This is a genomic window from Pseudaquabacterium pictum, from assembly GCF_005403045.1.
GTDB classification, from domain to species: Bacteria; Pseudomonadota; Gammaproteobacteria; order Burkholderiales; family Burkholderiaceae_C; genus Pseudaquabacterium; species Pseudaquabacterium pictum.
This window is the reverse complement of sequence record NZ_BJCL01000016.1, coordinates 20027-31397: the sequence shown is the minus strand read 5'-3', so window position 1 is coordinate 31397 and position 11371 is coordinate 20027. Positions and strand designations below refer to the sequence as shown.

The 11371-nt window shown below is 70.3% G+C and carries 12 protein-coding genes; 7 read left to right on the top strand and 5 right to left on the bottom strand.

Annotated elements, in window-relative coordinates; translation table 11 throughout:
- Positions 1-42: 42 nt before the first annotated feature.
- The 7 genes from puhA to FFT10_RS22360 all read left to right on the top strand — a co-directional run bounded on the left by puhA (position 43) and on the right by FFT10_RS22360 (position 5630).
- Positions 43-819 carry a photosynthetic reaction center subunit H gene (gene puhA / locus FFT10_RS22390; protein WP_137735109.1) on the top strand — a complete coding sequence of 259 codons (777 nt, stop codon included), beginning with the start codon at positions 43-45 and terminating at the stop codon, positions 817-819.
- Complete coding sequence (puhB, locus tag FFT10_RS22385; protein ID WP_137735108.1) at positions 816-1511, top strand: photosynthetic complex putative assembly protein PuhB; 696 nt, start codon at positions 816-818, stop codon at positions 1509-1511. The genes puhA and puhB overlap by 4 nt, the downstream gene beginning before the upstream one ends.
- 35 nt (positions 1512-1546) lie before the next feature.
- Positions 1547-2056 carry a photosynthetic complex assembly protein PuhC gene (gene puhC / locus FFT10_RS22380; protein WP_137735107.1) on the top strand — a complete coding sequence of 170 codons (510 nt, stop codon included), beginning with the start codon at positions 1547-1549 and terminating at the stop codon, positions 2054-2056.
- 26 nt (positions 2057-2082) lie between these two features.
- On the top strand, positions 2083-3171 hold the full coding sequence (gene acsF, locus FFT10_RS22375; protein ID WP_137735106.1) for a magnesium-protoporphyrin IX monomethyl ester (oxidative) cyclase: 1089 nt from the start codon (positions 2083-2085) through the stop codon (positions 3169-3171).
- Between the two features lie 48 nt (positions 3172-3219).
- On the top strand, positions 3220-4038 hold the full coding sequence (puhE, locus tag FFT10_RS22370) for a putative photosynthetic complex assembly protein PuhE (RefSeq protein WP_137735105.1): 819 nt from the start codon (positions 3220-3222) through the stop codon (positions 4036-4038).
- A gap of 1161 nt (positions 4039-5199) precedes the next feature.
- Positions 5200-5355, top strand: a complete 156-nt coding sequence (gene pufB, locus FFT10_RS22365; RefSeq protein WP_137735104.1) for a light-harvesting antenna LH1, beta subunit — start codon at positions 5200-5202, stop codon at positions 5353-5355.
- 11 nt (positions 5356-5366) lie between these two features.
- Positions 5367-5630: a light-harvesting protein gene (locus FFT10_RS22360; protein ID WP_137735103.1), complete on the top strand. Its 264-nt coding sequence runs from the start codon at positions 5367-5369 to the stop codon at positions 5628-5630.
- Between the two features lie 129 nt (positions 5631-5759).
- Here FFT10_RS22360 and FFT10_RS22355 read toward each other — a convergent pair whose 3' ends face one another.
- From FFT10_RS22355 to pufL, 5 genes are all read right to left on the bottom strand, one after another.
- Entirely contained in the window at positions 5760-7187 is a 1428-nt protein-coding gene (locus FFT10_RS22355; RefSeq protein WP_137735102.1) for a PucC family protein, read from the bottom strand.
- Positions 7188-7265: 78 nt separating this feature from the next.
- Complete coding sequence (gene ispH / locus FFT10_RS22350) at positions 7266-8246, bottom strand: 4-hydroxy-3-methylbut-2-enyl diphosphate reductase (RefSeq protein WP_137735101.1); 981 nt, start codon at positions 8244-8246, stop codon at positions 7266-7268.
- Positions 8247-8285: 39 nt separating this feature from the next.
- A complete protein-coding gene (pufC, locus tag FFT10_RS22345; protein ID WP_137735100.1) occupies positions 8286-9416 on the bottom strand; it encodes a photosynthetic reaction center cytochrome PufC in 1131 nt (376 codons plus the stop codon).
- A 98-nt stretch (positions 9417-9514) separates the two neighbouring features.
- The gene (pufM, locus tag FFT10_RS22340) at positions 9515-10486 is read right to left on the bottom strand and encodes a photosynthetic reaction center subunit M (RefSeq protein WP_137735099.1); all 972 of its coding nucleotides are present in this window, start codon (positions 10484-10486) and stop codon (positions 9515-9517) included.
- 48 nt (positions 10487-10534) lie between these two features.
- Complete coding sequence (pufL, locus tag FFT10_RS22335) at positions 10535-11353, bottom strand: photosynthetic reaction center subunit L (RefSeq protein ID WP_228027246.1); 819 nt, start codon at positions 11351-11353, stop codon at positions 10535-10537.
- Between the last annotated feature and the right edge of the window lie 18 nt (positions 11354-11371).

The following is an 11371-nucleotide window of genomic DNA, read 5'->3' as shown; positions in this document are numbered from 1 at the left end:
GCACGCGCCTGCGCCCGCTCCCACGACTCCAAGGAGAAAACCATGTACTCCGGTGCCATCACCAACAACATCGACGTCGCCCAGGTCGTGCTCTACATGTTCTGGGCCTTCTTCGCCGGCCTCATCTACTACCTCCACCGCGAGAACAAGCGCGAGGGCTATCCGCTCGAGAGCGACACCGGCATGGGCCGCAACCGCTACGAGGGCTTCCCCGCCACGCCCGATCCCAAGACCTTCACCCTGGCCAATGGCGAGGTGTGGCTGGCCCCCGGCCCCAACTCGGCGATCACGCCACTGGTCGGCGGCGAACCCACGTCGCGCCTGCCTGGTGCGCCCATCGTGCCGATCGGCAACCCGATGCTGGCCGGCGTGGGCCCGGGCGCCTATGCCGAGCGCGCCGACGTGCCGGACATGACGTTTGAAGGCGGCCTGCGCATCGTGCCGCTGCGCGACGCGCCCGAGTACGACGTGGACCACCACGACCCGGATCCGCGTGGCATGCAGGTGCTGGGCGCTGATGACAAGGTCGGCGGCACGGTGGTCGACCTGTGGGTGGACAAGTCCGAAGCCATCTTCCGCTACATCGAGCTGGAAGTGGACGCCCCGGCCGGCAAGCGCCGTGTGCTGCTGCCGATGAACTTCGCCCGCGTCAACCGCCGCTTCGTCAAGGCGCGGTCCATCCTGGCCGACCACTTTGCCGATGTGCCCGGCCTGCGCCAGGACGGCCGCATCACCCGGCTGGAAGAAGAGAAGGTCTCGGCCTACTACGGCGCCGGCACGCTGTACGCCACGCCCGGCCGCCAGGAGCCGCTGCTGTGAAGGCGGTGCGCAACACGCCGTTCCGCGGCGAGCATGACGACGAGGCCCTGCCGGGCCTGCCGGCACCGCTGCCGCCGGGCGAGCGGCTGCTGTGGCGCGGCGCGCCCGACTGGCGGGTGCTGGCGCAGCGCAGCTTCCACCTGCGCAAGGTGGCCGCGTACTTCGGCGTGCTGATCGCCTGGCGTTTCATCACCGGCCTGGTCGATGGTGGCACGCTGGGTATGGCGGCGGCCAGCACCCTGTGGACGGTGCCGCTGGCCGGCCTGGCGCTGGGCCTGATCGCGCTGCTGTCCTGGCTGGCGGCCAGCAACACCGTCTACACCCTGACCGACCGGCGGGTGGTGATGCGCATCGGCATCGTGCTCACCGTCACCTTCAACCTGCCGCTGCGCCGCATCGAGACGGCCCGCCTGCATGCGCTGCCCGGCGGCGCCGGTGACATCGCCCTGGTGCTCAACCCCGCCGACCGCATCGGCTACATCCACCTGTGGCCGCATGCCCGGCCCTGGCACTTCACCCGCACCGAGCCGATGCTGCGTGCCCTGCCCGATGCGGCCAACGTCGCCCAGCTGATGGCCGATGCGCTGCAGCAGTCGCTGGTGACGCCGGTGCGCACCGTCGGTGAACGCGCCGGTGCCGAGCCGGCCGCCGACAGCCGCAGCGGCCACCCGCCGATGGCCAACGCCGCCTGACCGGGCCGCCCGCCCATCCTTTGCCCGAGATCCGCATGGCCGCCCACGCTCCGCTGCACACCACGTCGGCCCCCGACATCCACAGCCACCACATGCCGGTGCCGCGTGGCCCGCTGCTGGCGGCGGCGGCGCTGATCATCGCCACGCTGGTTGGCGTGGCCACCATCCGCGCCACCGGCGTCGACGTGTCCACCCGCAGCCAGGCGCCGGTGGTGGCGCAGCGGGCGCTGCACTTCGAAGACATGCCCAACGGCGGCGTGCGCGTGCTGGAAGCCCTGCCGGGCCAGGCGCCGCAGCCCCTGCAGGTGGTCGACGCCGGTGCCGGCGGCTTCCTGCGCGGCGCGCTGCGTGCCCTGGTGCGCCAGCGGCGCGCCGCCGGCCTGGGCGCCGAGGCGCCCTTCGTGCTGACGGCCCGCGCCGACGGCCGCCTCACCCTGGTCGACCCTGCCACCACCGAGCGTGTCGACCTCGAATCCTTCGGCCCCACCAATGCAGCGGTGTTCGCGCAGCTGCTGGCGGCCCCGCGGCCGGCGCCCCAGCGCTGACCGCCCGTTGCTTCAGGAGACCCACCATGCCCCCCACCGCCGTCAACACCCTGGTCGCCCCCGCACCGCTGGACAGCCCGGATGCCGCCATCGCCCGCGCGCGTGCCGAATCGCTGCTGACGCCGCGCTTCTACACCACCGATTTCAAGGCCATGGACAAGCTCGATGTCTCGCCGGTGCGCGCCGAGTGGGACAAGATGATGGCCGAGTACGAGGGCGACAACAACCACGACCACTTCCAGCGCGACGAGCAGTTCAAGAGCGAGATCCAGGAACTGCCGCCGGCGCTGAAGCAGGAGTTCCTCGACTTCCTGGTCAGCTCGATGACGTCCGAGTTCAGCGGCTGCGTGCTCTACAACGAGATCCGCAAGAACGTCGACAACCCCGACATCAAGCAATTGATGACCTACATGGCGCGCGATGAATCGCGCCATGCGGCCTTCATCAACAGCGCGCTGAAGGACTACGGCCTGGGCGTGGACCTGGGCACGCTCAAGCGCACCAAGGCCGTCACCTACTTCAAGCCGAAGTACATCTTCTACGCCACCTACCTGTCGGAGAAGATCGGCTACGCCCGCTACATCGCCATCTACCGCCAGCTGGAGCGCCACCCCGAGCTGCGCTTCCACCCGATCTTTCGCTGGTTCGAGCGCTGGTGCAACGATGAATTCCGCCACGGCGAATCCTTCGCGCTGATCATGCGGGCCCATCCCCACCTGCTGACCGGTGGCAACAAGCTGTGGATCCGCTTCTTCCTGCTGGCGGTCTACGCCACCATGTACGTGCGCGACCACAACCGGCCCGAGATGCACAACGCCATGGGTCTGGACGCCGACCAGTACGACTTCGACGTCTACCGCATCACCACCGAATGCACCAAGCAGGTGTTCCCGCTGTCGCTGGACACCGACAACCCGGTGTTCCGCGCCGGCCTGCGCCGCCTGTGCGACCTGCAGACCGAGGTGGATGCCGCCAAGGTTCGCGGCGGCCTGCTGGGCAAGCTGACCCAGGCCAAGTGCGCAGTGCAGGCCTTCGGCACCTTCGCCCGCCTGTACCTGCTGCCGGTGCACAAGCACGGCCTGCCGGCCACCATCCGCATGGCGCCGGTGTGGTGATTGCCGGCCGCCGGCCCGAGGCCGCCTCCCGCCTGCGGCTGGTGAACGATGTCTGAGCTCGGCCTGCCGCTGCTGTACACGCTGTTCGCGTGGTGGTTCAGCACGGGGGTGATCCTGTACCTGGACGGCCTGCCGCCGCGCACCTTCCCGCTGACGCTGCAGGCCGCCACCCTGGTGCTGGGTGCGGCGCTGTACGCGCTGGTGCACACCCGCAACGACACCTCGGTGGCCGGCGCCTACTGCGCCTTCACCTGCGCGCTGCTGGTCTGGGCCTGGCAGGAGGTGGCCTTCCTGCTGGGCGTGGTGACCGGCCCGCGCCGCACCGCCTGCCCGCCGGGCGCCACCGGTTGGCGCCGCACCGGCTTCGCCATCCAGGCGGTGCTGTACCACGAGCTGGCGCTGATCGTGCTGGCCATCGGCGTGGTGGCCTGTGTCGGCCCGGGCGAGAACCGGGTGGGCGTGTGGACCTTCATGGCGCTGTGGGGCATGCGCCAGAGCGCCAAGCTCAACATCTTCCTGGGCGTGCGCAACATCGGCGACAACTTCCTGCCGCCGCACCTGCGCTACATGGCCAGCTACTTCAAGCGCGCGCCGATGAACCCGCTGTTCCCGCTGTCGGTGACGCTGGCCACCGGCGCGGCGGTGCTGGTCTGGTGGCGGTTGATCGAGGGGCCGCTGACCCCGTTCGAAACGGCCGGGCTGTCGCTGGTGGGCACGATGCTGGCGCTGGGCGCGCTGGAGCACTGGCTGCTGGTGCTGCCGCTGCCCTCCGAGGCGCTGTGGCGCTGGAGCATGAAGTCGCACCGCAAGTCGGCCGCCGCGGCACCGGCGGTGCCAGCGGCCACGCTGCCCACCAAGGCGGGCTGAACCAGCGCGGCCAGCGCCTGGGCGCGGGCCACGAAGGCATCCACCAGGGTGTTGCCCACCTGGCGCAACACCGTCCCGGCCAATTGCGCCATCCCGCCGCTGGCAAAGGCGTCGTCCAGCCGGAGCACCACCTTGCAGGCATCGGTCGCCAGGCGCTGCGCGCCGGCGTACCAGGGCAGGAAGCGCGGACCGTGCTCGGCCGCCTCGATCATGTCGAACAGCAGGCTGGCGGGCGTCAGCTCGAGGCCGGCGTGCATGCCAGCGGGCGCAGCTTGCCACTGGCCATCGGGCCGGCCACGCTGTGCATGCCCGATGGGCGTGACATCCACGCCGCCCGCTACCACGGCCACCAGCACCGGCTGGCCCCGGCGCCGCACCGGTTGCTGCGGAACCACCGCCGCACGCGCCGGCGCTGCGGCCCAGGCGGGCAGGGCGGCGGCCAGCAGTTGGCGACGCTGGATCGGCAGCGCGCAGCCCAGCACCAGCACCGGGCTGACGGCCACCGGCAGGCTGCGCGGGCGCACTGCCTACTGCCCAGGCCTGCCACGAGCCCTGGCGGATGGTGCTGTGGTGGCGCACCGGCGACCGTTCTGCAGTCATGGTGTGGCGGCTCCTGGCGGCAGCGCAGGCCGTGGACAGCATGCGACCTCCGACGCCGATCGGCAACGTCGGTGGCGCCGCGCCAGCAGCATCTGGCGCTCGCTCCCTGCAGCCAGTGCGACGGTGCTGCTGTCCATCCAGCGCACCCGCCGCGCGCCGCTGACGCGCCAGCGCTCACTGTGTCGTTGGCAACCGACCGATCAGCAGTCACCGGTTTGCGTCGCTCAGCTTGCCTGCTGGGTCGGCTTGCCTCGGCAGCAAGCGCCAGGCGTTGGTGCGGTCCCGGTGCGCCTGCGCGGGCCCTGGGGCCACCGCCGTTGCCCCGTGCTTCGACGCGATTGTCGAGCGAGGTTTCCCGCAGTGGTCAGCGTCATCGCAACAGCCGGTGCATCCATGCCCGAGATCGGTTGACCCTGTCAAGAGTGTCAAGTTAGACTCACACCACAGCGTGTCAAGGTAGCGATACATGCGGCTGTGAGGGAGAACACGTGGCCACAGAGCCGCGGACCCACGTGCGGGTTCAGCACGGGAATGATCGAAGGACTGACAAGGAGAATCGGTATGGAGATTGATCCGAACAAGGTTTGGCCCACAGGGCTCACCTTGGCCGAAAGCGAAGAACTGCACCGCCACGTCATCGAGGGCACGCGGATCTTCGGTTTCATCGCCGCTCTGGCGCACCTGCTGGCGTACATCTATACGCCGTGGCTCCACTGAAGGGATAGAACATGAACCAAGGCAAGATCTGGCTCGTGGTCAAGCCCACCGTGGGCCTGCCGCTGTTCCTGGGCGGCGTGACCGTGATCGCGCTGGCGGTGCACACCGCCATCCTCACGTCCACCGCCTGGTACCCCGCGTACTACAGCGGCAAGGCGGCCGTGTCGGCAGCGATGCCGAAGACGGCAGCGGCCACCCCGGCGCCCGTGGCGACGGCGGCCGCCCCGGCCGATGCGTCCACGCTGGTGGCAAAGGCGACGACCGCCAAGCCCTAGTGAGGCCTGGATGGTCGAAGGCCCGACAGGGGCCGGGATCGCAAGATCCCGGCCCCTGTTCTTTTCAGGGGTTCGAGCTGGACGCTCAGGAGGCGCGCTGGGCGCAGCGTGCGACGCCGCGGCCGCGGGTCAGTCGGGCGTGGCGCCCACCACCGCGCCGTGCAGGCGCGGGCGGCGGATCAGCGGTGCCATCGCGGCCAGCGTGGCCAGCAGCAGCAGCACCTCCAGGCTGTAGACGGCGATGTAGCCGGTGGCCGGCCCGGTCCAGCGCGCCGGCAGCACCTCGGCTGTCGCCAGGGCTTGCACCAAGTCGCGCCCGATGCCGCCCAGCGCCACGGCCACACCGGCCGCGGTGGCCTGCACCGCGCCCCAGGCGCCCAGGGCCAGGCCGGCCTGGTCCTTCGGGGCATGGTTCATCGTGGCCGTGAGCGTGCCGTGGCCGAACAGGCCGCCGCCCAGGCCGATCAGCAGCACGCCCATGCCGAACAGCAGCGTCGATTGCAGCGATGCGGCGGCGATCACCGCCAGGAACGCCACCACGCCGCACAGCGCACCATGGCTGGAGATGCGGAAGGCATCGGCCCCCTTGCCCAGCACCCGCGAGGCCACCCAGAAGCCCAGCAGGCCGCCCATGGCCAGCGTGGCGGTGAGCAGAGTGGTCGCACTGACGGTGAGTTGCAGGATCTGTCCGCCGTAGGGTTCCAGCAGCACATCCTGCATGCTGAAGGCCATCGTCCCCAGGCCCACGGCCAGCAACCGCCGCAGCGCACCCGGACCGCTGGCGAACATGCCCCAGCTCTCGCGGAAGCTGGGCGGCGGTGGCGGCGGCGCGGCACCGCGCAGCGGGCGCCGCAGCTCCTGCTTCCACAGCGCCAGCATGTTCAGTGCGATGGTGGCCACGGCCGAGCCCTGGATCACCTCGATCAGGCGGCCAGGGGTGAAGTCGTGCAGCAGGGCGCCGAACAGCAGGGCGCTGACGATGCTGCCGAACAGCAGCATCACGTACATCAGGCCCACCACCCGCGGGTGCGATTCCTCGGGCGCCAGGTCGGTGGCCAGGGCGAGGCCGGCGGTCTGGGTGATGTGCAGGCCCGCGCCCACCAGCAGGAACGCGATGCCGGCACCGGCCTGGCCGATCCAGGCCGGCCACTGTGCCGCATTGCCACCGCCGGAGAGCACCAGCAGTGCAAACGGCATGATGGCCAGGCCGCCGAACTGCACCATCGTGCCCTTCCAGATGAAGGGCACGCGGCGCCAGCCCAGGGCCGAGCGGTGGTTGTCGGACTTGTAACCGATCAGCGCGCGGAAGGGCGCGAACAGCACCGGCAGCGAGATCATCACCGCCACCAGCGAGGCGGGCACGCCCAGCTCCACGATCATCACCCGGTTCAGCGTGCCCACCAGCAGCACCAGCGCCATGCCCACCGACACCTGGAACAGCGACAGGCGCAGCAGCCGGCCCAGTGGCAACTCGGGCGTGGCGGCATCGGCAAACGGCAGGAACCGCGGGCCGGCGTCGGCCCACGCGCGCATCATCTTCTGGCTGAGGGGGTTCATGGCAGCGGGTTGGCGGTCAGGCGCCGGCAGGCATGGCAGGGGCCACGGGCCCGCCTGGGCGCCCGGTGCGGGCAGGTGTCAGGCCGGCAGGCCCGGGGCGTCCAGATGGGCACGGGCATCGGTCAGATCGGTGGGCAGGCGAAAGCTCACGGTCTCGGGCTTGCCCGGCAACTGGCGCACATGGCGCGCGCCCAGCCCGCGCAGCCGGTCGCAGACGCCCTGCACCAGGCACTCGGGGGTGCTGGCGCCGGCCGTCACGCCGATGCAGCGGGCGCCGAGCAGCCAGTCGGGGTCGATCTCGCTGGCATCCTCCACCAGCCAGGACGGCACGCCCTGCTGCTCGCCCACCTCGCGCAGGCGGCAGGCATTGCTGCTGTTGCGCGATCCCACCACCAGCAGGCGGTCGACGCGCTGGGCCATGATGCGCACGGCGGTCTGGCGGTTCTGGGTGGCGTAGCAGATGTCCGCCAGTGCCGGCCCCTGGATGCCGGGGAAGCGCGCCACCAGCACCGCGATGATGCCGCGGGTGTCGTCCACGCTGAGCGTGGTCTGGGTGACATAGGCCAGCGGCGTGTCGGCCGGCAGGTCGAGCTGGCGGGCCGCCTCGGCCGACGGCACCACATGGGCCGGGCCATCGATGCGACCCAGCGTGGCCACCACTTCGTCATGCCCGGGGTGGCCGATCACCAGCACCGTGCGGCCGGCCTGGGCATAGCGCTGCGCCTGCAGCTGCACCTTGGCCACCAGCGGGCAGGTGGCGTCAATCACCCGCAGCTGGCGGCTGCGGGCCTCATCCACCACCGACCGGGCCACGCCGTGGGCGCTGAAGATCGTCACCGACCGGGGCGGGATCTGGTCGATCTGGTCGACGAAGACCGCACCGCGGCACTGCAGGCCCTGCACCACGTGGCCGTTGTGGACGATCTCGTGGAACACATAGACCGGTGCACCGAACAGCGCCAGCGCCTGCTCCACCACGTCGATGGCCCGCACCACGCCGGCGCAGAAGCCGCGCGGCTGCGCCAGCAGCAGCTCGGCGGGGGCCACGCGCATGTCCATGGTGGCTGGCTCCGGTGGTGCGTCTCGGGTGTGTCCGGCTCAGCGCTTGGCCGGTGTGGTGGCCGTGGCGCTGACCACCTGCGCCACCTTGGCCACGGCGTCGGCCGGCACGGCGGTGCTGTCCGGTGCGGCCGCCGCCGTCGCGGCACTGACGGTGCCCCAGGGGCCGGCCAGGGCCGGGTGGTCCTTCAGCAGCGGCGCGCCCTTCAGCGGCTTGTTCAGGCCCTGGTGGCAGGTGGCGCAGCTGACCTTGGCGACATCGCCCAGCGCGCCCAGCCGGGTGGCCGGGAAGGTGGGCGTGAGCGGCACCATGTAGGCGTTGTTGAGATCGCGCGCCATGTTGATGCCGTGGAAGGCCTTGGTGCGGGTCAGCGGGCTCTCGGCCCATTCGGCATGCGAGCGGGTGTTGTGGCAATGGGTGCAGTTGACGCCCAGCGACTTGCTCATGTGCACCATCAGGCCGAAGGTGCCCTCGGTCTGGCGGATGCTGGCCACGTTGCCCGTGGGCAGCGAGGTGGGCCCGGCCACGCGGATGCGCTCGTTGCCCAGCAGGTAGGGCGTCAGCGGGTCGATGCCCAGCGAGGTCAGTCCGGCCTGCAGCGACGGATGGTTCTGTCCGCCGGAATCCGTGGTCGCCCCGCCCGACGAGCGCGGCGCGGGCTCGGTGAACCACACCTGGGCCGGCACCGGCTCGCCGCGGTGGCAGGTGTAGCAGGTGACGCCGGTGGGCGCGACGTGGGCCTTCCAGTCGGCGTTCAGGTGCCGCGTCATCGCGATCATCTTGCGCGCCACCACCTTGGTGTAGAGCTTGTCCGACGACAGCGCCTCACCCGGTGCATGGCAGTAGGCGCAGCCCTGCTTGGGCGCCACCCAGGCGGTGATGGCCAGCATGGTGCGGGTGAACTCGGTGGCCGGCAGGTCGCCGAGCACCTGCACGTTCTGGTACGAATCCTTCGCCAGCGGCGCGCCAGGCGCCACCGGGATGGCGGCGATGGGCTCGGGCAGGGTCTGGGCGGCTTCGATCGGCCCGGCAATGCGCGGGTTGACCACGGCGCCCATGGCGGTGCCGCGGTAGCCGGTCTGCGTGGATTCCATCGGCGGGCGTTCGCAGCCGGCGAGCAGCAGGGGGCCCAGCAGTGCGGCCAGCAGGGCAGTGTGGATGCGCTTCATGCGGATCACCTCTTGGCGTTGGTGGTGTTGGCGGCAACTGCGCCGCCAAACCGGCGCCACGGAACCGGCTGGGCCGGCCCGCAGGCGCGTGGAACTGGTTACTTGGTCAGCGCGGGATCCGGGCCGGTGGGGTAGACCGCCGGGTAGGACGGGGCCACACCGTGCTCCACGGCCCACAGGTACCAGTTGTCGACCACGGTGCCGGTGAGCAGGATGCCGATGCCGCCGGTCAGCGGGGTCAGCACCGCGAACCACCAGGCCCAGCGGTGGATGGATTCCATCGTGGCGTTGAAGCCCATGGTCCAGCGCCAGAACAGGGCGGCCCGCTCGCTGGCGGTGCCGCGGTCGTAGATCTGCTCGATCTCGCGCTCGCCGCCGAAGCGGGTGACCGCCAGGATGGTGGCACCGTGCATCGCGAAGATCAGCGCCGACCCGTAGAGGAAGGCGATCGACAGCATGTGGAACGGGTTGTAGAACAGGTTGCCGTAGCGTAGCGAGAAGGCCGCCGTCCAGTCGAGGTGGGGGAAGATCCCGAACGGAACCGCTTCACTCCAGCTGCCCATCATCACCGGGCGGATGAAACCCAGCACCAGGTACAGCCAGATCGCCGCCGCAAAGGCCCAGGGGATGTGGGTGCCGATGCCCAGCGCCTTGGCACGGCGGTACATGCGCAGCCACCACAGCAGGATCGACAGCGTCAGGAAGAAGCCGGCGATCAGCCACCAGCCGCCCTTGGCCAGCGGTGGAATGCGCAGGCCGTACTCGGCCGCAGGCGGCTCCAGCGCCAGCCAGAACAGCTGCCGCACGAACTGGATCGGGTCCCAGTTCACCTGGGCCAGCATGTTCAGGCCGATGATCTCGAAGGCGATGAAGCCGCAGATCAGCGACACCACGCCCAGCCAGCCAAGGTAGATGGGGCCGAGCTGCGCATCGCCGATGCGCCCCAGCAGGTGGATGTGCAGGGGCGGGCCCTTGCGCTCCTGCTCCTCGCCCGGGTAGCTGAGCGGCACCCCGGGATACGACGGCCCGTGCACTTGCACGCGGGTGAAGATGTTCTGGTACTCGGCCATGTTCTGGGCTCCTGGCTGGTTCTTGTTGCGTCTTGGCGGTGCGGGCTGTCAGCGCCAGACCGGCAGGCTGAGCCACCAGCCCCACCACTCGGGCCAGCCGCGGGTCCAGAAGGGCCCGCTGATGATGATGCACACCGCGCTCCAGAAGCCTGCCGACAGCGCCAGGAACAGGCCCAGGCGGTGGATGCCGAGCGAGCCGATGGAGTAGCCGATGGCGTCGCGGAAGAAGGTGTTCTCGTGTTCCGGCGTCTTGACCGGCTCACCCTTCTGCGGGTTGGTCATCGCCAGGATGAGGCCGCCGTGCATCGACAGGGCCAGCGCGTTCGTGAAGAAGAACGTGATGGCCAGCATGTGCGCCGGGTTGTAGTGGAAGTGCAGGTACTGGTAGCCGGTGTTCGACACCCAGTCCAGGTGGCTCAGGATGCCGTACGGGAAGCCGTGGCCCCAGGCACCCAGCAGCAGCGGGCGGAAGATCACCAGCGTGACGTAGGCGAAGATGGCCACGCCGAAGGCGATGGGCACATGGAAGCCCATGCCCAGCTTGCGGCAGATCTCCACCTCGCGCAGCGCCCACGAGACGAATGCCCCGGTGGCGCAGATCGTGATCACCTGCCACAGGCCGCCCTCGGCCATCGGCGCCATGCGCAGGCCGTAGCTCAGGTCGGGCGGGGCGATGTTGATCTGCCAGATGTTCCAGGTGGTGCCCATGCTGGCACCCCAGATGATCAGCAGCGTACCGAGGATGGCGAAGAATGCCGCGGTGACACCGAAGAAGCCGACATAGAACGGCCCGACCCAGAAGTCGAACAGGTCGCCCCCGAGCAGGGTGCCGCCGCGGACCCGGTATTTCTTTTCAAAGCTGAGCATGGCCATCGCCGGCTCCCG

Excerpts from the sequence above, each read along its gene's own strand:
- puhE (WP_137735105.1), top strand. The coding sequence starts at position 3,220 with ATGTCTGAGCTCGGCCTGCCGCTGCTGTACACGCTGTTCGCGTGGTGG.
- ispH (WP_137735101.1), bottom strand. The coding sequence starts at position 8,246 with ATGGACATGCGCGTGGCCCCCGCCGAGCTGCTGCTGGCGCAGCCGCGC.
- puhA (WP_137735109.1), top strand. The coding sequence starts at position 43 with ATGTACTCCGGTGCCATCACCAACAACATCGACGTCGCCCAGGTCGTG.
- pufC (WP_137735100.1), bottom strand. The coding sequence starts at position 9,416 with ATGAAGCGCATCCACACTGCCCTGCTGGCCGCACTGCTGGGCCCCCTG.
- pufL (WP_228027246.1), bottom strand. The coding sequence starts at position 11,353 with ATGCTCAGCTTTGAAAAGAAATACCGGGTCCGCGGCGGCACCCTGCTC.
- puhC (WP_137735107.1), top strand. The coding sequence starts at position 1,547 with ATGGCCGCCCACGCTCCGCTGCACACCACGTCGGCCCCCGACATCCAC.
- FFT10_RS22355 (WP_137735102.1), bottom strand. The coding sequence starts at position 7,187 with ATGAACCCCCTCAGCCAGAAGATGATGCGCGCGTGGGCCGACGCCGGC.
- acsF (WP_137735106.1), top strand. The coding sequence starts at position 2,083 with ATGCCCCCCACCGCCGTCAACACCCTGGTCGCCCCCGCACCGCTGGAC.
- pufM (WP_137735099.1), bottom strand. The coding sequence starts at position 10,486 with ATGGCCGAGTACCAGAACATCTTCACCCGCGTGCAAGTGCACGGGCCG.
- FFT10_RS22360 (WP_137735103.1), top strand. The coding sequence starts at position 5,367 with ATGAACCAAGGCAAGATCTGGCTCGTGGTCAAGCCCACCGTGGGCCTG.
- pufB (WP_137735104.1), top strand. The coding sequence starts at position 5,200 with ATGGAGATTGATCCGAACAAGGTTTGGCCCACAGGGCTCACCTTGGCC.